This window comes from Streptomyces cyaneochromogenes (assembly GCF_003963535.1).
GTDB lineage: Bacteria > Actinomycetota > Actinomycetes > Streptomycetales > Streptomycetaceae > Streptomyces > Streptomyces shaanxiensis.
On record NZ_CP034539.1, the window covers coordinates 11,806 to 33,020 of the forward strand.

12 protein-coding genes are annotated in these 21,215 nt (G+C 67.2%); 8 read left to right on the forward strand and 4 right to left on the reverse strand.

Going from position 1 to position 21,215, the window contains the following annotated elements; translation table 11 throughout:
- The first annotated feature begins 37 nt into the window (after window positions 1-37).
- The 3 genes from EJ357_RS00050 to EJ357_RS00060 are packed head-to-tail and all read left to right on the forward strand — an operon-like array spanning window position 38 to window position 7,966.
- Window positions 38-1,585 carry a vWA-MoxR associated conflict system protein gene (locus EJ357_RS00050; RefSeq protein ID WP_126387414.1) on the forward strand — a complete coding sequence of 516 codons (1,548 nt, stop codon included), beginning with the start codon at window positions 38-40 and terminating at the stop codon, window positions 1,583-1,585.
- Window positions 1,582-2,589 carry an AAA family ATPase gene (locus tag EJ357_RS00055; protein WP_126387416.1) on the forward strand — a complete coding sequence of 336 codons (1,008 nt, stop codon included), beginning with the start codon at window positions 1,582-1,584 and terminating at the stop codon, window positions 2,587-2,589. The genes EJ357_RS00050 and EJ357_RS00055 overlap by 4 nt, the downstream gene beginning before the upstream one ends.
- Window positions 2,582-7,966 carry an SAV_2336 N-terminal domain-related protein gene (locus tag EJ357_RS00060; protein ID WP_126387418.1) on the forward strand — a complete coding sequence of 1,795 codons (5,385 nt, stop codon included), beginning with the start codon at window positions 2,582-2,584 and terminating at the stop codon, window positions 7,964-7,966. Before EJ357_RS00055 ends, EJ357_RS00060 begins: the two co-directional genes overlap by 8 nt.
- A 320-nt stretch (window positions 7,967-8,286) precedes the next feature.
- Here the strand turns inward: EJ357_RS00060 and EJ357_RS00065 are convergent, their stop codons facing one another.
- Genes EJ357_RS00065 through EJ357_RS00080 form a run of 4 tightly spaced genes read right to left on the reverse strand, consistent with a single transcriptional unit; the run spans window position 8,287 to window position 13,161 of the window.
- Complete coding sequence (locus EJ357_RS00065; RefSeq protein ID WP_228472882.1) at window positions 8,287-9,651, reverse strand: AAA domain-containing protein; 1,365 nt, start codon at window positions 9,649-9,651, stop codon at window positions 8,287-8,289.
- Entirely contained in the window at window positions 9,648-11,141 is a 1,494-nt protein-coding gene (locus EJ357_RS00070; protein WP_126387420.1) for a hypothetical protein, read from the reverse strand. The genes EJ357_RS00065 and EJ357_RS00070 overlap by 4 nt, the downstream gene beginning before the upstream one ends.
- Window positions 11,138-12,283 (reverse strand): hypothetical protein, encoded by a 1,146-nt coding sequence (locus EJ357_RS00075; protein WP_228472881.1) that lies wholly within the window; start codon window positions 12,281-12,283, stop codon window positions 11,138-11,140. The genes EJ357_RS00070 and EJ357_RS00075 overlap by 4 nt, the downstream gene beginning before the upstream one ends.
- A gap of 50 nt (window positions 12,284-12,333) precedes the next feature.
- Window positions 12,334-13,161: a hypothetical protein gene (locus tag EJ357_RS00080; RefSeq protein ID WP_126387422.1), complete on the reverse strand. Its 828-nt coding sequence runs from the start codon at window positions 13,159-13,161 to the stop codon at window positions 12,334-12,336.
- Between the two features lie 431 nt (window positions 13,162-13,592).
- Between EJ357_RS00080 and EJ357_RS00085 the strand changes: the two genes are divergently transcribed.
- The 5 genes from EJ357_RS00085 (at window position 13,593) to EJ357_RS00105 (ending at window position 21,145) form a co-directional block, all read left to right on the forward strand.
- On the forward strand, window positions 13,593-14,837 hold the full coding sequence (locus EJ357_RS00085; RefSeq protein ID WP_126387424.1) for a metallophosphoesterase family protein: 1,245 nt from the start codon (window positions 13,593-13,595) through the stop codon (window positions 14,835-14,837).
- Window positions 14,834-15,052 carry a P-loop NTPase family protein gene (locus EJ357_RS00090; protein ID WP_126387426.1) on the forward strand — a complete coding sequence of 73 codons (219 nt, stop codon included), beginning with the start codon at window positions 14,834-14,836 and terminating at the stop codon, window positions 15,050-15,052. Before EJ357_RS00085 ends, EJ357_RS00090 begins: the two co-directional genes overlap by 4 nt.
- Entirely contained in the window at window positions 15,049-18,258 is a 3,210-nt protein-coding gene (locus EJ357_RS00095; RefSeq protein WP_228472880.1) for an AAA family ATPase, read from the forward strand. Before EJ357_RS00090 ends, EJ357_RS00095 begins: the two co-directional genes overlap by 4 nt.
- Window positions 18,259-18,866: 608 nt before the next feature.
- Window positions 18,867-20,375 (forward strand): Mu transposase C-terminal domain-containing protein, encoded by a 1,509-nt coding sequence (locus EJ357_RS00100; protein WP_407698544.1) that lies wholly within the window; start codon window positions 18,867-18,869, stop codon window positions 20,373-20,375.
- The gene (locus EJ357_RS00105) at window positions 20,372-21,145 is read left to right on the forward strand and encodes an ATP-binding protein (RefSeq protein WP_126387430.1); all 774 of its coding nucleotides are present in this window, start codon (window positions 20,372-20,374) and stop codon (window positions 21,143-21,145) included. The genes EJ357_RS00100 and EJ357_RS00105 overlap by 4 nt, the downstream gene beginning before the upstream one ends.
- Window positions 21,146-21,215 lie beyond the last annotated feature (70 nt).

Consider the following 21,215-nt stretch of genomic DNA (forward strand, 5'->3'; position numbering starts at 1 on the left):
TCTTTTCGCTGCTTCCGCACATCAGTCGGCATTGGACATGAACCTGAGTGTCCAGCTTGCCGAGCTGCTGGAGCACGGGGTGACGAATGCTGAGGAGTTCCTGACCGTCGACGCTCAGTTGATCAAGGAGCTGCGTGGCCGTATCCACACCCAGGAGCCCGGCAGTTACACCTTCGACGGCACCCCTGGTGACAGTGAATCGCTGTGGCTGGCCCGCAACGCCCAGGCCGCCGCGCGACGCTCCGCCGGCTCTCTTGGTGCCGTCGCGTGCGAGAGGCTGGCCAAGCTGCTGCGTCCGCTGGAAGGCACGGAAGGCATCCACAGCAGGGAACAGCTCACGGACTGGCTCAGCGGGCTGGAACAGGAACGTGTCGGCCACCCTGCGGTCCAACGCGTCCTGGAGTTCGAGCGTGATCTGGACCTCTGCACATACGCCGTAGCCGTCCTCGAGGAGGTCTTCGGGGGTGCTCTGACGGACGACTTGCTCCGCAAGGCGGCGGCCCGCGCCGGATTCCCCTTGAAGGTGGTGGTCCGGGTGCCCTGCCCGTCCTTGCGTGACCTGGTCGAGCACGCAGTCCTCGACCAGTCGGCCATCACCACGGCAGGACAGCACCGGATACTGGTGCATTTCGTCGCCGCCCTCGCTCACCTGCTCAGTCCAGCAGATCTTCTTCCGCAGCAACTGACCACCTGGGCGGCCAAATCGGCAGCCACCATCGCTCTGAACAGCCGGCTGAAGGAACTGAGCGGAGCGACGCCCCGCCTGGTCCTGGTCGCCGCCGACGACGGCGGTGAAGACGTCACCCGTGTGGAGGCATCGCTTCTCTTCGGCTCGGCCGTGGTGCACGCAACAGAATTCCCGTGCGAGCCCGGGCGAGTTGGCCTGGTGTCCGCACTGGAGGATGCCCGAGGGTGGGCGCTGTCCTGGCTGGGAGCGGCGGGCGAGCAGTTGGTGCGGGTCGATGTGTCAGTCCCGACCCTTCTGCTTTTGGACTCCTCCCCGGAGGAGTGGCGAGTGGTCCGCAAGAGACGGATGCTGGGCGTCGACTACGACGTCACGACACGCTGGTCGGGCCTGCTGACACCCCCGTCCGGCGTCAGTCTCGACGACATGCTGCACGCTGGGAGCCAGTTGCTGTCCTCCTTGCAGGCCAAGGTTCAGGCCGGACCGTCGTGGCTCAGCTCCGGTGACCTCAGCAGCGTCGAAGCGCTGCAGGAGTTACTCGACCGTCGTCGTATGGGCGGCTGCGTGTGGGGAGTGAGCACTCTGCCGACGAAGGACTTCGACCTCATGCTGGAGGAACTCCTGATCCACACCCCGGCCCTGATCTGGCCCCGGCGTGAGGGCGTCTCCGACACGCAGGCGCTTCAGGACGCGGTCGCGGAGCACTGGCAGTCACTGCCGGAGAAAGTCGTCCGCGCCTTCAAACAGCGGCTGGAGAACGGACTGGGTGAAGACGTTCCCGGTCATCTGGCTGATATCCGTACGACATGGCACGACGCGCACTGGCAGGACTTCTGCCAGCGACGCGCCGGCCGGGCGGTCGTCGCCCCGCAAGACGTGACGCCGAAGGAGCAGGCATGAACTGGACGCCGTACTACACGGGTACGGGGAGCGTCCCCGAGCAGCCTCAGCAACTGCCTCCCCCGCCTCCGTGGCGCGCGCCGACGGGCAAAACCGGCGCTACGGACGCCGTGCCGTCATCTTCCCCGGCGAGCACCTACCAGGCGGACCCCGGACTGGTCGACGCGGTCAATGCCGCACTCCATCTGCGTCGGCCCCTGCTGTTGACCGGGCCGGCCGGCTCGGGTAAGTCCTCCGTCATCGAGCAGATCGCTACCGAACTCGGGCTCGGGAGTGTGCTGCGCTGGCACATCACCTCCCGCAGCACCCTCGCCGACGCGCTCTACCGCTACGACGCCCTGGGGCGTATCCACGCCTATAACCTCCGCGCCATCGGCCGTCCCGTCGCGTCCAGGGGGCGAGTGGCACGCCGGTCCACCCGTTCCGCGCGCGACGACATCGGGGACTTCGTCCAACTCGGCCCTCTCGGTACTGCCTTGGTGCCCGGCCGTCTCCCCCGCGCCCTGCTGATCGACGAGATCGACAAGAGCGATCTCGACCTGCCGAGCGACCTCCTCGACGTCCTGGAACGCGGCCGTTTCGAGATTCCCGAACTTGCCCGGCACTCGAAGAGGCACGTCACCGTCCGCACGGCCGATCCCGGCGTTCGGCATGAGGTCGAAGACGGCCTGGTGGAGTGCGAGCAGTTTCCGGTCATCGTCCTCACGAGCAACGGTGAACGCGACTTCCCGGCCCCGTTTCTGCGGCGCTGTGTGCGGTTCGACATGCCCGCCCTCACCGTCTCGACCCTCACCAGCATCGTCGAGGCTCACTTGGAGAAGGTCGAGGAGGACACCACCGATGCCCTGGTGAACGCTTTCGTGGACCGGCTGAACCGCGGCGAGAACCTCGCCGTCGACCAGTTGCTGAGCGCCGTCCATCTCCTGCGCGGCAGCCGCGTGCAGGACGAGGAGCAGCGGACGCGGCTGCAGGAGCTGTTGCTGCAAGGGCTCGGGCGTGGCTGAGAACCGTGCCGCACGGCTGCTGGCCGCCTTGGCCCATGCCGGCCCGGGCGACATCAGCGACGGCGCGGAGGGCGACATCCGGGATGCCCTCGACGCTCTTCTTCTCGCCGCGGCCAGATCCGGCATCAGCTGGACCGGTGGCATCGCCGCCGACCTGCTTCCGGCCGACGAAGAGTCACTCGCCGAGGTGCCCCTTCAGCCCGAACCGGGACCGGACGACTCCTGCGACGATCCGCCGGCCTCTGAATCAGCTTCGGACGCAAGCCCTCCTGGGACCGCCTCGGTCTGGCTGAAGGACGACAGCAGCACTCACTCGGTGCCCGGCCGGCCCCTGAGCATTGGCCGCGCCCCAGCCCTGCCGAACGCGCTCGACATCGGCCGCGCCCTGCGCCCTCTGCGCCGCTTCCGGCCGTCCCGGGTTCACCGCCGTCTCGACCTGGGCGCCACCGTCGATCACTACACCCGCACCGGTGTGCTCGTCCCCCAGCTCGCGCCTGCTGCAGAACCCTGGCTGGAAGCCGTCGTGGTTGTGGACCGCGGCACTTCCATGGCCGTCTGGGACGAGACCTCACGCGCACTGACCAAGATGCTGCGCGCTCTGTCTGCCTTCCGCAGTGTCCGCGTATGGCACCTTGAGCACCCGCCTCAGGCCCCGCCTGTTCTCCACAATCACCACGGCCGCCCCCTCCCTCTGGATCCATCCGACCCCCGGCATATCCAGCCGGACCACCGGCTCCTGCTCGTTGTTTCCGACTGCGCGGCTCCCGCCTGGCGCCGTAGCGACCTGTGGCAGACACTCCACACCTGGGGCCGCACCGCCCCCGTAGCCTTGATCAATCCGCTCCCCAAACGCCTCTGGCACCGCTCCGGTCTCGACCTGCCCCGTACCACCGCCACCGCGTCTATCCCGGCATCGCCCGGACGGCTCCTCGCCTACCGCCGTCCCCGCCTCTTCCGCGACGACGCCCCAGGGACGCAGCCCTGGCAGGCACTGCCCGTACTGCAGCTGGATGCCCACCAGGTCCTCGCCTGGACACGGGCCACGATGCGCACCGACCCGAGCGGCTGCGAGGCTGTCCTCGTCCCCGCCTCAGGACGCGTACCCTCCAGGAACCGCAGTCCGCAGCCGAGTACCGTGGCGTCCGGTGCGCCGGCAACTGACACTCACGTCACCGCCGCGGCAGAGGCCTTCACGGACAGCCTGCACTCCCCCGCCGTCCGGCTGGCGATCGCCGCCTCGTCACTGGACGCGTTCACCCTCCCCGTTCTCGACGTGATCCGCGAGCGCATCGTTCCCGAGGCCGCCCTGGCCGACACCGCGGAGTTCCTCACCGCCGGCCTGCTCACGGCAAGCCGTCACGAGGACGCGGACATCGTGTACCGGTTCCACCCGGCCGCGGCGGAACATCTGCGCGGAATGCTCAGCCGCGATCAGGCGTGGGACACGCACTTCGCCCTCACCGACCACCTCGCAGCCCACCCTCAGGTCCCCCACGGAATCGTCGCCGCGCTGCACTCCCCCAACAGCAAGGAGATGCTGCCCACCGGGCTTCGGCCCGTCGCCCAAGCGGCTGCGGCAACAGCGCGACTCCTCGGAATCGAGACCCCCGGCCCTCGCACGAACACTGAACAGGCCAGCCTCGCGCGCGAGCCCTCCCGTGACGAGAAAGACGACGTTCAGCAGACTCCCGCCTCAGGTACCCCGGACGATCTCCAAGAGCCGGACCCGAACGAGGAAGTCACCCCGGACAGCCTCCAGACCGACGGGGCACTCGTTCTGCGGGTCCACCAGCGCGACATGCTTGATCGTCTGAACACCGAGCGCGAGAGCCACGGCTGGCACCGCAACCTCCTGCTCGCTCCCCCCGGTACCGGCAAAACCATCATGTCCGCCTTCGACTACAAGCGCCTGCGCGAGCAGCACCAACGGGACCTGCGCCTCCTCTTCATTGCGGACAACGAGGAAGCGCTGTACCAAGCGCGGCAGGCATTCCGGAATGTCCTGATGACCCCGGACTTCGGAGAGCCCCTGCATGGCGCCAGGTTGAATCCTCCGTTCTGGAATCATGTGTTCGCCACGGTGCCGGCTCTCAGCCGGGTCATGGACGAGTTGTCCCCTGATCACTTCGATGTGATCGTCATCGACGAGTTCCGTGGAGGATCATGGTCGATGTATCTGAGCGTCCTGGACCGCTTCATGCCGCAGGAGTTGCTCGGGCTTTCTGCGGCTTCCGAGCATGAGCACGGCCTGAGCATCCACGATGTGTTCTTCGGCGGGCGTATCGCTGCGGAGATGCGTCTTCAGGATGCGCTGGAGGATGACCTCCTGAGTCCCGTCCACTACTTCGGCATTGCGGACGGCACCAACTTCGAACCGCTGGAATGGAAGCAGGGAAGGTACGACCGGGCTTCACTTGACGCTCTGCTGACTGCCGACCACTCACGAGCGCGGGTAGTCATCAACGCCGTCCGGGACAGGGTTGCCGACGTGGGGGCCATGCGGGCGGTCGGCTTCTGCGTGTCCGTGGCACACGCAGAATTTATGACTCGGTACTTCCGTGACGCTGGCTTCCAGGCCATGACTCTCACCGCGTCGAATAACCCCGCAGCCCGTCAGGAGGTGCTCGCCTCCCTCAGAAGCGGCGACTTGCATGCTGTCTTCTGCACTGCCGCCTTCGGTGAAGGCCTCCGACTCCCTCAGGTGGACACCCTGCTCCTGCTGCATCCGGTGTCGAGCGGCATGCAGTTCGTGCGGCAGGTGGGGGTTGCCCTTGCTCGCAGCCCGGGCAAGGCTGTACTCACCGTGCTCGACTTCATCGGGGCCCACCGAAAGGAGTTCCGCCTCGACGCCCGGTTCCGGGCCATGACGAGTCTGCCGGGGAGGGAGCTACTCCACCACCTTGAGCACGGCCTCCCCCAGCTCCCTGCCGGGCCCACGATCATCCTCGACGAGATGGCCAAGAATCTCGTCATCGACAGCCTCAGCGAGCAGATGCGGGGCACCAACACGGACGCTGCAGGCGACAGCTGGCAGGTGGACGACGGCCGACAGCCCGGGGAAGAGCGGCCGGTGGCGCCAGCGGCGGAACTGCCGACGGCCTCCGAGCGGGCTTCCGGTGCTCCAGAAACGGGCCGGGGGCGGGCTTTCGATCCGTCCCCGCGTGTCGTCATGGTGACGGGGAGACGCAGTCCGGACACAATATCCGAAGCTGGCATCATACTGACGCCCCGTCTCGTGCTCACGTGCGCTCACATGTCGGATGAAGCGCTGTTGCGGATCGTGCGCACAGACGGCAAGGAGATCCCTTGCCGAACCGTGTGGAGAGGGTCGGGGGACCTGGACGCCGCCCTGGTGGTCACGGGCGAGAACATCCTCGAAAGCCATGATTGGGAGCGGCTTCTACCGTCCCGGCTGAGTTGGGGGCGCATCCCTGATGGATCCGCATCATCCGTGCGAGTCACTGGCCTTGGGCGGATCGGCGGATGGACTGGGCTGCGTGGGCTGGCTCGGCCAGTCAGTATGGGGCTCGTTATCGAAGGCACTAAGTCCCTCGACAGGGGCACGTTGACGAAAATGTCGGGCGCGCTGGTGTCCTGCGACGGCTTCTTCGTGGGCATGGTCACCGGGCGGCACCGACAGCGTCCTCTACTCATGGCAGTGTCTGCTGCCCGTCTCCTCCAGGATCAGGGATTTCGCCAGACCCTGGCCACGCACATGACGACGCCGTACGAGCTGGAGGACGTAGGAGGCGAGTTGGCCGCCGATTCCCGGCGGTGGCCATCTGCCCTATGCCTTGCCCTCGAAGCGCGCGCTGTCAGCTCCCGTCAGAACACAGACACTCCTCACCTGACACCGACGTCAACGCAGGACATCAGGCATTCCCTGACCGAAAGCATGCGCCGCGCAAGTACCGACGGTGTAGTCCGCGCAGTGACAACTGACGAGAGAACAGATCTGCTGATGGCACTGAACGGCCCTACGGCCGTTCGGGACATGGGCCGAGTGCTGGCCGAACTGCAGAGCGCTGCCGTCACCCATCATTTGTTGATCGGCGTCGGGGCCTCCATTGGTGAGGTCACGGACACCCACTTGAGCCTTGTCGGTGAAGCCGTGTCGGAGGCCTCGCGGCTTGCCCACAACACGTTCTATACGGAGCAGTCGTTCCAGGCGGCACGCTTCCCCGACTCACCTGTGCACTTCGCCGTGTCCGACGCCCTGCGCATCCTGATCGGGGAGATGTTCGGTCCGGCCTGGAAGGACCTTTTCGTGCCGCTCGGACCACGTGCCCAGGATCGCCAACCCGACTGGGTGTACGAGGGTTCCATCGAGCAGTTGGTAAGGCCACTCACCGCTGTTTCGACCCGGAGGCCTACTTCTTCGCTGGTCAATTCCTATCGAAGCTGGCTGGAAACCAAGAATAAAGCCCGCGCCGACGCGGAGGAGAAGGTCAGCGAATTCCGGAGAAGGGAAGCCGACTATCGCGCAAGGGCCGCAAGGGAACGGACGGCCGCTGGCAAGACCAAGAATGTCAACAACCAACGGGTCAGACTGCGCAGCGCGCAGGTGTTCGAGGACCGTGCGGACAAGGCCGCTCGCGATGCTCAGATTTGGAGCGCGAAGGAGGCCCAATACGGCAGGGAGGCAGCGCACCTTGGGGCGCAGCTCATGAAGGAAGAGCGGGCCGCTGGCCTTGCTGCTGCCGGTGAGGTCGCGGCCGGGATCTTTACATCAGTAGCGGACGGGCACATACACACAACACGAAGGGAGCTTCGGAGACCAAGCCCGGAGAAACTGCGAGTGCTGTTGTTGGGCACTGCCTCTGACAGCAGACGGGAGCAGCTGAGGACCCTTGCGGCAGTGCGGAGCGCCACGCACCGCGTCTTGGTCGAGTTCGTTAGCCGACCGACGGCTGCTGACGCGTTCTTGGAGGCACTGAACCAGTTCCGCCCACACATCGTGCACTTGAGCGGCGGCAGGGGACAGGATCTGATCGCCTTGGGGCAGGGCGACGAGGGCTTCCACGATCAGCCCATGCTCACCCCCGACGTCTTCGCACGGACCATCGCAGCCGTCGACGACAAGCCGCTGGTCGCGCTGTTCAACAGATCCTTTTCCGGCGCCCAGCTCGGTAGCCTCGTCGACGCTGTCCCGTTCGTCATCAGCATGTCTGACTCCATCGGTGACGTCGACGCCCTGACCTACGCCGCCCGGTTCTACGCTGCGCTTGCTGCCGGCGAGTCCGTCCAGGCTGCTCACCTCCTCGGCCGGACCGCCGTCGAAATGAGCGGCCTGCCTGAGCACGACCTGCCAGTCCTAAGTTGTGCCAAGGATGTCGATTCCCGCACTACGAAGCTGGTGAAGCCACTCCCGGGGTAGGGCTTCTGGAACACGAGTCGCGCAGGCGTGGCCGGCCGGCACGCGATCGCCTCGGTGCACAGATACGTTGGACGCTGGCCCGCCTCTGACCTTCAGGCGTATGCGCTGTTCGGCATCGGAGGCGCCTGGATCGCCGCGGGCGATGCGGGTCGGACAGTCTCTTCTCCCATGTGCAGCGAGCGTGCTTGAGGACCTCGGTGTCCTCAGTGAGGTAGCCGACATGCGCGAGCTGCTGACGATGCACCGGTCCTGGGGCCCGGCCTGCTTGCCTGTGCCTTCGTACCCGGCTTGGGTTGCTGCAGGCGTGTGTCTCAAGCTGTCTAGCTGCGGCGGCGGCCGCGCCGCGTCTGAGAACTGATGGTGTGGTCGGTCAGATGGGCGAGGACTGAGTGGTGTGCCTCCCAGCCGTCAGGGACCTTGGAGGTGGCGCCGGGGTGGACGGGGTCGTTGGAGGGGTGGGTATCAAGGAGGCCGGCGATGCCGGCGCGGGCGACGACGATGCAGGCGTGGCGGTGTCGTGTGGTGAGCACGCACAGGCGGCCTGCTTCGAGGTGGAAGGCGGAGGCGTCGCCGCGGCCGGAGAGGGGGTGCAGGACGATGGTGACGCGGAATTCGGAGCCTTGGAGTCGGTTGGCGGTGTTTACGGTGACGCCGTGCAATTGGGGGTAGTTGCGGGCTAGGAGTGCGCGGATGTGGTGGGCCTGGCTGCTGTGGGCGGTGCCGATGGCGATGTCTCCAGGCTGCAGGATGTGGCCCTGTGGGTTGTCTTCGCAGGTGGTGATGGCGTGACGGACCAGCAGTCGCTCGGCGATGCCGAGGATGGCGTGGAAGGCTTCGGCGTCGAGCTGGTGGGTGATGCGGGCCGGTAGCTCGAGTAGGGCCCATCCGGTTCGGGCGGCATGTTCGATGACTGCGTCGGCGGGGGTGCGCATGCCGTTGGACAAGTACGTGAGGGTGCGGTCGGTTTCGCTGCTTCCGGCGTGGAAGGGCGTGAAGGGGTAGAAGGCGTCGCTGATCAGGGTGACGGCTGAGGGCGGCAGGCGCCAGGACACGGGCAGGGAGTGGACGGGCAGGTCGCGGTTGTTGGCGAGCAGGACGGCGACTGCGCTGTTCATGGGGTCGTGGGTCAGGCCGTGGAAGCGGTCTGTTTCGACTGTGGAAAAGGGGTCGAGTTGGCCGGGGTCTCCGACGAAGAGTGCCTGGTCGAAGAGGCGAGCGGTCCCCAGGAGCGTGTCGGAGCGCATCTGGTAGGCCTCGTCGATGATCGCCCATGGCCATCGGCGGTCGGTGACCGTGGCCCATTTCATTGCTGTGCCCACGATGATGTCGGCGGTCTTTTCGAGGTCTTCGATCCGGGTGCCGATTCGGACGCGGGGGTGTTTTTGCAGGTCGTCCGGGACGGTGTAGTCCGTGGCGGTGAGCCGGGCGGTGTGCAGGTGGGGGTGGTGCCGGGCGAATCGACGCACGAGGTGGTCGACCTGGTTGTTGGTCTGGGCCATGACGGCGCAGGGGCGGCTGGATTGTGTGAGGACGTCGGCGGCCCGGGCGGCGAGGGTGGATTTGCCGGCGCCGGGCGGGGAGTCCACGACGAGGCCTCGGTGGGTGAGGGTGGGCAGTCGCTCCAGGATGGCGCGGGAGGCATGGTCCATCCGCTGCTGCGGCGATGGCTGGTGCGGGAGTGTCACTGGCTCTCGTCGCTCTCGTCCTCGTCGGTGTGGTCCGGATGGTCGGGAGGAGGGCCGCCGTGGGTCCAGGGTGTCTCGTCTCGTGAGGGGAATTCCGGCATCCGGTAGTGGTCCGGTGCGATGGTGAATACGAGGAAGGCACCAGGCTCGGGCAGGATGCCGTGGTTGGGGCGGGCTGCGGGGCCCATGCCTGCGGTGATCTCGAGCTCGACGAGAGTGTCGCCGCCGCGGCGAGTGATGTCGCAGATCGTGTAGGCGGCCTTGCGGTGGGCATGGCAGACCAGGGGCTGGCCGGGTTCCATGCGCAGCTGGTCCGTGGTGGACACGATGAGCCGGGGCCGCCATTGGGGCCGTCCGGTGGGGCCGCGCAGGGTGTGCCTTGAGTCGATCACGGTGACGGTTCCGCCGAAGGCTGCGCCGGTGGTGCGCAGTTCCGCCCGTGCGAAGGGGTCGTCGGCGGCGCGTTCTGCGGCGAAGGCTGCGGCTGCGTGTTCCATGCGAGCCAGGCGGACGGCGGCGGCGACGGCTTGGTCGCGGGCTGGCCGAGGGCGCCCGTCCTGGGTCAGGTGGATGCATTCGTCGGTGAACGCGGTGCGTTCGTGGTCCCAGCGGCGTGTGCTGCCTGTGGCTTCTGGGAGGGCTTGCAGGAGTGCGTAGGCGTGCCACATCAGGTCCCAGGTGGGTTGCATGTAGGCGGCCAGCAGGCGTTCGAGTTCTGCCAGGGTGCGGGTCTGGTCTCGTCCTTGGGTCCGGGTACGGGCGTGGGCGTCGAACAGGGGCGCTAGGTGGTCGTTGTCGAAGGCGGCGTCGGTGGCTGGGCCTGCGAGGCGGTGGGTGGCTGGATTTTCTGTCTTGAGTGCGGCGTCGCGTCCCGAGGCTGTGTTGCGGGGTGGGTCGATCCAGGCCAGCAGGGTGGCGAGGTCGTCGTCCTCCTGGGGGCTCTGGCCGGTGACCCAGTGCATGCCGAGGAAGCTGGTCAGGGGTATGAGGGCGGCTGAGCCGGGGATGTCGGCGCGGTCGGTGAGGTAGGTGAGCCAGTGGCCCAGGCGCTGAACAGATTGGGAGTTCTGGTCGTCGGCACGGCGGAATCTCAGGGCGTCGCCGAGATCTTTTAGGTGCTGCACGGTCTGGGGGTTGGGGACGAGGATCTGGGGAGCGTCGGTGTGGCGCCGGCGTGCGGGTTTGTTGTCGGAGACGGCTGGCAGGTATTCGCTGTGTCGCTGGCAGGCGTCGATGTATGCGGTGACGGTGTCTGCCAGGGCGGCGAGCATTGGGGTGGTGCTTCCTGAGGGGGGCGCGATCAGGAGCTGGGGCCGGTATGGGTCGGTGCCCAGCATGACGGCCAGTGGGCGTGCGGCGGGGCCTGTCCGCTTCAGCGCCAGCAGCATCAGCGGCTGGTCGCTGAGGTGGAGGTGGCGCAGGTGGCTGGCGCGCAGGGCGTTGCCGGTGGCGGTGGCACGCATCCGCAGCAGCGAGGTGAGCAGGCTCATGCGGTGTCTGTCTGGAGGTCTTCGTAAATGCGCTGTGCCTGCTGCAGGGCCTGGGTGATGTCCTGCTGGTCCCGGGCCGGGTGGAGTCGGCCGTCGGTGAGGGCCAGGGCTGTGGTGATGGTGTCGATTCCTGCCAGGTCGTCGCGGACTGCGGTTCCCAGGGTCTCGAATCTGCCTTGGTGGCGGGCTTCGTTGCGGCAGTGGAACGCCAGATCGCAGTGGTGACGGCAGCTGGTGGTGTAGCTGGCCTGCACGGTGGCAAGTGCGGCAGTGAGTTCACCGCGAGGCCTGGTCGGGTTCTTGTCGGGTCCGGGGGCGAGGTCGAAAGTGGTTCCGGGGGGAAGTTTGTCCAGCAGTTCGGGCAGTCGCCGGAGTCTCTTGAGGTGACGGCTCAAGGTCTTGATCTGCTGGCGGGCGTTGTAGGTCGTGGCGGTGGGGTGCTGGGTGAAGTTACGTGGATTGATCAGGATGACGGTTTCGGAGACGCGCTCTGGCGGGAGGCCGTCATCGGCGAGGAGTTCACGCATGGCCAGGACGTAGGCTGCGGCCTGGGTCAGCGCTGCGGCGACCTTGGCGGGGTCGGGCTGTCCGTGGATGACGGGGAAGGATTTGATCTCGACGATGTAGAAGGCGCCCTCATTCTGGAAGGCGACGATGTCGGGCTCGAGGTAGACCTGGTGGCCGGCGACGGTCAGGCGCAGTACGGGGTGGTCGAGCAGGGTCCGGTGAAGGTCCGGCCTGCGGTGTGCTGCGCTGAGGATGCGGGACCGGGTGCGGGAGTAGCGTCGCTTCAGGGGAGATTTGTCCTCGTCGCTGCCGACGCTGTTGAGGTCCTCGTAGGCCACCTCGGACAGGGTCAGGCCAAGGGCTTGGCGCAGCAGCGGCACCAGTGGGGCTCCGGCTTGGGCGGTGACCTTGTGTTCGAAGGCGAGGCCGTAGTCGAGGGCGAGCTTTGATTTTCTCAGCGGCTGGGGCAGGCCCAGGTGGGCGGCGAGGGCGGCTTTGTCGATGCCGGCCGCGTCTATGAGGGAGCGGCGGTCGCAGCTCGGGTTGGCGTTCAGTGCTGCCAGGGTTCGTGCATTGTGCGGGGTGGGCGGTGCGGTTCCGCGTAATGCGCTCAGTCGTGCGTCGAGCGAGCTCACTGTTCTTCCTTGGTGGGACAGGGCACAGCCGTGCTGGTTGAAGGGGTGGTTTACGAAGTCCGGCGCAGGCGGTTGGTGTTGCGCAGGGTGTTGCCGAAGATCTGCTCTGCGTCGCCGAGTTTCTGGCGTGCTCGCTGCGCCGCTTCGGCGCGGTGGTCGGCGTCGTCGTGGGCGTGGATCTCCAGTTCGGCTGCGGCGGCCCGTCGCAGTGCGTCCAGGTCACGTGGGCTTCGGATGGTGTCGCCGTGGATGTTGCGGCTGTAGTGCAGCAGGAGTTGCTGGACGGGCTGTGGCAGGCTGGTCTCGCCGGAGAGGTGTTCGGCGGCGTCTGCGAGCCGCAGGGCTGCGGTGAGGAAGTGGACGCGCTGGGTGAGTGGTCCCACCAGACGCTGCTGCAGTGGCCAGGTGCTCAGGGCGAGCAGCCCGCGGGCTGGTGAGAGCAGATCGGACGTCAGCGCGGGGCAGATGTAGTAGGCGCGGCCGTAGGGGGCGGAGCGGAAGGAGCGTTCCTCGTCGCGGCGCAGGGTGGTGAGGCGCGCCGTGTTCAGCGGGCTGGAGAAGAAGGCCTGGTGGACCTGGCTGAGCAGTTTCGGCGAGGCGGGTACGGTGAGGAGAGCTAGCGCCTGGTGGACTTGGTCGCGTACGGGCACAGCCTGGTTGGGCTCGGCGGCCGTCGGTGCGGGCTCAGGCTGGTCCTCTGGCCGGGCCGTTTCCGGGACGTCAGTGAGTCCGCACAGTACGTTCCAGGCGTGCTGAGTGCGCGTCAGTTCCGCGCCGAGGCGGCTTGCTTGGGCGTTGTCGTGTTGCGTGAGCGCCTGCCGGATCGCCTCCTGCAGCTGCTGCATACGCTTCTCGAGAGCGACCAAATGCTCGTCCATGCCCGCATGCTAGCAGCCGCTCGGGACTCCCAGTCTTTCTCCGGGATTTAGGAGGGTCAGCGCCTGATGGTTCTGCTCGCTTGCGAGCTCGCTCTGGTCGGGCTCGACGGCTGCCGGCCCAGGCCCCGACTGGGCCGCGTCCGGGCCGTCAGTGAGTCCGCACAGAGTCATCCAGGCATGTCGGATGCGCGTCAACTCTGCACCTAAGAAACTTACTTGGGCTCTGTTGTGTCGCGTGAGCGCCTGCCGGATCGCCTCCTGCAGCTGCTGCATGCGCTTCTCGAGAGCGACCAAATGCTCGTCCATGCCCGCACGCTAGCAGGTGCTCGGGACTCCCATGATTTGCCCAGTGATTTTGGTGTACAGTCCCGGGCTCGTAGGGCACCACTGGTGCCCTCCTACGCCTCGCTTCCAGAAGGGCGCATGAAGGCATGAGCAGACTGCTCCACACTTCCGACTGGCATTTAGGCCACACCTTGTACGGGCATTCACGCGAAGAGGACTTCGACGCGGTCTTGGCCGAGATCGTGGCCATCGCCCAAGAGAGCCGGCCGGACCTGATCATCCACAGCGGCGACCTGTTCCACTTGTCCCGTCCCGCCATCCACGACCAGTTCCGCGCCATGCGCACCCTGCGCCAACTCGCCGGCATCGCCCCCACCGTGGTCGTCGCCGGCAACCACGACTCCGCAGCGCACTTCGACTTCTTCGACTACATGACCGGCCCGTCCTGCGGCCGGGGCCTGTTCTTCATCGGCCAGCGCCGCCCAGCACGCGACGGCGGTGTCCTCACGTTCGACGCCTGCGGTGGTGAGCAGCGAATCCGGCTGGGTGTTCTGCCATTCGTGCACCCGAACCGGTTCTGGCAACACTCTTCCACCACGGGCACGTCGTACGCCGACTATGCCGAAGCGATGCGCGGGCTGCAGAGTGAGCTGCTGGATGCCTTGCATGAGGGGTATGACGCCGACCGGGACATCCTCGTGTTCACGGCCCATGTGTTTGTCGCCGGTGCCACGACCTCCCCGAGCGAACGAGCCGTCGGCGATGACTTCGAGACCCCTCCCGCGGATCTTCCGGTGGTGTCATACGCCGCCCTCGGCCACATTCACCGCCCACAGGTCATCGAAGGTCTCAAGTTCACCGCCCGCTACGCGGGCAGTCCGTTGCCCATGGACTTCGGTGAAGCCAACGAATCCAAGAGCGTAGTGATCGTCGACGCTGATCCCGGACGCCCGGTGAGGGCACTGCCCCGGCGGCTCTCCAGCGGCCGACGGCTGGCCCAGTTCACCGGGACCCTTGATGAGCTGAAGGCCGCAGCCGACCAGTACGACGAGACCTTCCTCAAACCGACGATCACTGGCGAAGACCCCGACGGGCCGCTCAGCCAAAAGATCGCTGAGATCGTTCCCCACGCGGTGCTCATCAACCCGGCCCCTGCACGTGAGGCAGCCGACGGCGCCGTGCTTGACCGCGATCCCGGAGACGAGCCGGAACTCCCCGACGCGTTCCGGGCCTACCTGGCGAGTGAGGGGCTGAGCGGGGAGGCCGCGGAGTCCACGGTCACGGCGTTCCTTCACCTGCTCAGCGAACTCGACGACGAGACACAGACCCCGTCCCCAGCCGAGGAACTGCTGCGCGCCGCGCTGCAGGACACCTGGAAGGAGGCATCGTGAAACCCCTGCAGCTCACCCTCACGGAAGTGCGCAACTACGCCGGCGCCAGCACCATCGATGTCACCGACGGGCATCCGCCTGGCGACACGCGCTCGGGCAAGTCCACCATCCTTGAGGCGATCCTCTTTGCGCTGTACCGGACGCCTTCGTGGCCCGAGGACGCCGAGGAACCGTCGCGCATCGCGCTGGAAGACACCACGACGGAGGCACCGTGAAGCCCCTACGGCTCACCTTCACGGGAGTGCGCAGCTACGCCGGTACGTGCACCATCGACTTCAGCGACAAGCGCTCGTTCGCCATTCTGGGCCATACCGGCGTGGGCAAAACCACCATCCTCGAATCGATCATCTTCGCCCTGTACGGCGTGTGCTCGTGGTCGAAGAGCGCTGCAGACGTCTATGAGCTGATCAGCACGGGATGCCCCAACATGGACGTGTTGTTCGAGTTCTCGGCGAACGGCCGCGAATGGCGTGTGCACCGCACTCTGCATGCGGACCGCAAGAAGAGGCCGCAGGCCGTGCTGGAGCCCCTCACTGAAGGGGCCAGCGACGCCCGGATCGACGGCAAGGCTGCGGTCACCGATGCGGTCACCCGAGTCATCGGGCTGGACTGTGACGGCTTTGTCAGCACGATCCTGCTCCGCCAGGGAAAGTTCGACCTCCTCCTCAAGGCTTCCGACGCCGTCCGTGCCGACCTCCTGCGGCACATCTTCGGCATCACTGAACTGGCACGCGTACGCAAGCTGGCCGGTGCACGGCTCGAGCGTCTGAATGCGCAGATCAACGAGGCGACCCGGATCCGCCACGACCTCCTGCCGGACCCCCCTGCTTCTGCGGCCCAGGCGATACTGGACTTGGACCGCACCCGGGCCATCGCCGCCCGTCGGCGCGAGCAACTGGATGTACTGCGCTCAGCACAGAGCCAGGCCATCGAACACAGGCACCGCAAGAGCGGCCTGGACAAAGCGGCACAGCTGCTGCGTGAGCGTGCTGTTGCGGATGCGAGCATCACGATGGCGGCGCTGGCACGGAAGAAGAAGGAACTCGATGCCGAGGCAGCAGAACAGGAGGCAACCGGGCACGGCCTGAACGCGAAACTGGAGACGGCCCAGGCCGCTTTGGAGACGGCCGCACAGGCTGGCGACACGGTTCGGTCCCTCTCCAGCGCGTTCGCAGTCCTGTCCCGCCTGCCGGAGCGTGCGGCCAGCCTGGACACCGTCGAACAACGGTTGAAGCAGGAGCAGCTTCAGCACGAGGAGCACGAGCAGGAACATACGCAGGCACGGCAGGAACTGGAGGAGCACGAGCAGCACAAGGCGGCCCTCGTCGAGGCCGCCGGCCGGGCCGAGCGCATGGTGAGCGAGGCACGTGCGCGCACGGACCAGGTGCAGGAGGCCGTCCGGACGGCGCTGCAGGAGGCAAATGCCGCGGCCGGTCATCGGCAGTCCGAGCACACAGCGCTCGAGACTGTGGAGGAACAGCGCAGCCACCTCGCGGACCTGGCGAACAGGCTGGAGGAGCGCCGCGGCGCGCTGGAAGCCGCCCAGGAAGCCCTCGCCGCGCTGCAGCGCGGGGAGGCGGCGCATGCGGCAGGTTCCGGTCTGGTGCCCGGGGACGCCTGCACGGTGTGCGCCCAGCCCGTCCCTGGTGACTTCACTCCTCCGCCGCTGCTGGACAGCAAGGCGCTTGGTCGGGCCAAAAGCAAGGTCCGCACTCACATGAAGGCCGTCAACCCGGCGGTGGAGGCGAAAGCGGAGGCAGCCGCCCAGTTGAAGGGGGCTGAGCGGGCGGTCGAAAAGCACCGCCGTGGGCAGCTGGCTGCCCGCGAGCGTATGGACGCGGCTCTGCTCCAGGTGCAGGAACTGGTAGACGCTTTACACCCGGACGGTCTTCCTGCCACAGCCATCGCCCTGGCCACGCTGCGTCGGCAGACGGCAGCTCAGGCGCACGTTTTGGCCGAGGGCGAACCAGTGAACCGGGCTCAGATCACCCGTGCGGTCAAAGCGCTTGTCCAGCCGGTGCGCGACGCAGAAGGCGAAACCCTCGCGGCCCACTCCAGAGCCCAGACGGAGCTGGGGGCGGCTCAGGCTGAGAATGAAGCAGCCCGGGCCGAGATCAAACGCCAGCGTGGTCGGCTGCAGCGTGACCGCAAACGGCTGGACAAGACTCGGCTGCAGCACGAGAGCGAGCTGGGGAATCTGCTGACAGAGGTCGCAGAGCTCCCTGCCTCAATTCGTCCCACCCAGTCCGCACCGGCAGAACTGCCCTCCCTGCCAGACATCGCTTCCGCTCAGAAGGCGGCCGGAGAACGTCTCGCACAGCTCGAACACACAGAACAGGAGCGTGAGGAAGTCCGGCAGGCCCTGACACTGCACAGCGAAAGTCTGCAGGTCCTGGACGCGCGTCGTCGGCGCTCAGTCGAGACCCCTACACGCAATCTCATCAAGCAAGTGGAACGCTGGGCGGACGCGGCCACCGACGCGGCAGCCCTTCTCGGGGACGCGGTATCCCACGAGTTGCCTCCCGTCCCGGACGGCAGTGACCTGGCCATCGTCGACGCCTACTGCATGGCCCTCGCCTCCCTGCACCAGCGTCTGACCGGCGCACTCGGACAGGCCGCCCAGCACGCCTCCGACGAGGTCCACGCATTCCAGAAGGAGCTCACCCGCCAAGCCGAGGCTACCGCCGACGAGAGGGACCCAGAACCCGGGTTCCCGGTGCCTGCGAAGAGCGACCTGCTCGCCCGCGCCGTTCTCGACCCGCTCAGCCGCAAGACACTCCAAGCAGAAGACGCGCATGCCAAGGCCAAGACCGACCTGCGCCTCGCACAGTCCCAGATCCCCTACGCCGAAGCGCTGGACACCGCCCTCAAAGCCGCCCACCGACAGGCCGCGCAATGGCAGAGCGTGAGTGAACACCTCACCGACGGCAACTTCCTCAAGCATCTCACCGATCAGCGCACCGATTCACTCATCAAGGACGGCAGCAGAACCTTCCAGCAGATCTCCGGGGGCGACTACGTATTCGGCAAGAACTTCCGGATCGTTGACCTCGCCACCAATCACATGCGGCACCCGGAGACACTCTCCGCCGGCGAGACCTTCCAGGCCTCCCTAGCGCTGGCACTGGCCCTCGTCGAACGCCACAATCGCAGCCATACCAAGGTGGAGAGTCTCTTCCTGGACGAAGGCTTCGCCTCGCTGGACAACAACCGTCTGGAAGACACCCTCAACGTCCTCAGGAGCATGACCCGAGACAAGACAGTCACGGTCATCAGCCACCTGTTCCCGGTGGCCGATGCCGTCGACGACGTCCTGTTCGTCGACAAAACCCCTCAGGGTTCAACGGCCACCTGGCTCACGCCGGAAACGCGCACCTCCCTCATCAACGACGGGATCCGGCGCATGCTGGAACACACCTGAGCAGCACCGGGCCGGCCAACAGCGCCGCCGGGAAACCCGCATTCCGGGGGCTTCAGGCACCCCGTCTACGGCCCCGGCGGCCCCTACACAGACACACCGAGCCCGGTACTTGTTTCCACCGCCTGAGGCGGCCCGGGGACACCTGCGGCCGGTAGCGGCGCATCACCCCTGCGCAGCACCAACCGCAGCGCCCTTGCAACGGGCCTGCATACTCCGATGGCAGGCCCGCGAGCCCCTCTCCCCCATGCCAGAGGGCGCCGCGCAACCGCGCCTCCCGCAGTTGTCCCCCTATCCGGGAAGGCCCTCGTACGCGGAGCGGGGCAGACCGCCACACAATGCCTGAACGCCTGAAGCGCGGCCCCTACAAACCCCGCCGGGCAACCCCCCTTTTTTTTTGCGTGACGCCTCCCCGGATGCCCCGTGCCGGCCGGGGCCTCCCGCGTCCGCCAGTACCAGTGCGGCACAACGCGTTTCTGCCACTTCCAGCACCCATTCGTTCGAAAAGGTAAGGAGAAGACTGGATGAGCGATTCCTCTGTCGGCGCGCCCGGCGCCGACAAACCGTTGTTCACTGCCCGTTCCGGGCGGCTGGCCGCGGTGCCGCGCTTGATGGCGCTGGACCAGCACGGCGAACTGACCAGCGCGCACGTACAGCTGGTCGCCACGGCTGTGGGACGGTCGGAGCGGACGGTGTGGCGATGGGTCACCAAGGCGCGCGCCACCGGCCGCCTCGATGCGGCGTACCGGACACGCTTCACCATCACACCGGAGATCCGCCGTCTGCTGGTGCTCTGGGGAGGCAACGCCTCCGCCGTACACCGCGAGTTGCAGCAACGGGCCCTGGCCGATCCCCTGCTGCCTGCCGCTCCGTCGCTGTCGACGATCCACCGGGCGCTGCGACGGGATCTGACGCCTGGGGAGCGGGCCGGGCTCGCCAAGGGAGAGGCCGCCCGGCGTGCCTTCGATGTATTCGGGCAACGCCCGGCCACCCACCGCAACGCCGCCTGGGAAGGGGACCACAAGTGTGTGCCCGTTCGGGTATGGGTCGAGGGCGAGCTCGTGCAGCCCTGGCTGACGTGGTTCATCGACTGCGCCCGCAAAGTCATCATGGGCCTGGCTGTGACGCCCCACGCACCCAGCCGAGACGCAGTGCTGGCGGCCTTGCGGATGGCGTTGGACCGCTCCGAGCCGTTCGGCCCAGCCGGCGGGCTGCCCGGCCTGATCCGCGTGGACCGCGGCAAAGAGTTCCTGTGCAAGACCGTTGCCTCGGCGCTGGGTGCCCTCGCCGTGCCCGTCGTCGACCTTCCGGCCTACACCCCGCATCTGAAGGGCACCATCGAGGCGCTCAACGGGGCGGTTGAGGACATGCTGTTCGTCTCCATGCCGCGCTACGTCCACCGGCAAAAACTCACCGGCGGCCACACTGCGGATCCGGACGAGCCCGCGCTCCCCTTCGAGGCGTTCGTGGAACTGCTGCTGGAGTGGGTGCACTGGTGGAACACCGAGCACCGGCCCAAGTCTCTGGACGGCCTCACCCCGATGGAGGCATGGCGGTCCGACCCGACTCCCCTGCGTGAAGTCCCCGCCGAACAGCTGGCCCATTTCGGGCTTGAGGACGATGGCCGCACCCGCGTCATCACCACCCGGGGAGTGCAGTGGCGTAACCGCCACTACATCGCCCCCTGGATGGTCGGCCAGGCCGGCGTCCGTGTCGCGGTGCGTCACCTGCCTCACCACGACATGACCATCGAGGTCTTCGGCCTTGACGGCGTACACCTGGGCAGCGCCGTTCTGGCCGAGGCGGCCAGCGAGGAGCAGGTCCGTAAGGTCCGCAACGCCCGCACTGCGAAGGCGCGGCGGCTTCGCGCGGATATGAAGGCTGCGGAACGGCTGCGCCGCGAGCGCTTCGAGGCCGTCACCACAGCCGCCCCGCCCGAGCGTCTGGGTGCGCTGACCGAGGCGGAGGCCGAGGCAGAGCTTGCCGACTCGGCCGCCACGGACCTGCGGCGGGCCGATCCCGGCTACATCCCGCACCAGCCCGTCCCGGATGGCTGGGCTCGCCCGATCCCCCCAGCCGCGGACGAGCCGGGAAACGACACCCCTGGGGAGAACGCGTGAGCGGTGACATGGACTACGGCAGGCTGCCTGCCGAGGACGAGGACCACTTTCATCGCCTCGATGCGCGTCTGGTGGCCACCGACGCGCTCATGACGACCCTGGACGACGTCCAGGCGACGATCGACGCCAAGGGCATGATGGTCGCCTATGGAGCGGCCGGATACGGCAAGACGATGTCGGTGAATTCGGCGCTGCGGAAGATCGCCCCCGACAACACCTACCGCTTGGAGCTGCGCTCGGGGCCGACACCCCGCGACATCCGCCACGGGCTGTTTCATGCCCTGGGGCTGCCCGGGGAACCGCCGACCCGGCCGATCGAATTCGACACGCTCCTGAAGGAGACGCTGTCGCAGACGTTCCGGGTGCTGGTGTGCGACGAGGCCCAGTGGATGGGCCGCAGTTCGTTTGAGTACTGGCGCCACCTGTGGGACGACCGCAAGACCGACATCGCGGTGATCTTCGCCGGCGGCGATGGCTGCTACAAGGTCCTCAAGCGTGAACCGATGCTGGCGTCGCGGATTTTTATCTGGCAGAAGTTCACGCGCATGCCCGAGGCCGAGGTCGTCGGCACGCTGCCGGCGTTCCACTCGCTGTGGGCCGGGGTGGACCCGCAGATGATCCGCAACATCGACCGGGCCGCGGCACACGGCAACTTTCGCAACTGGGCCACCATCACCAAGCACATGCTCAACGGCATGAAGAAGAAGGGCCTGACCGAGGTCAAGCAGGACCTCGTCAACTGGGTGTACAGCAAGCTGGGCGGCATGTAGCAACGGCCGCACATGCGCGGCGGCCCGTCGAGCCCGGGCCGCCGCCATCGACCTCGGACTCCGCACGGAC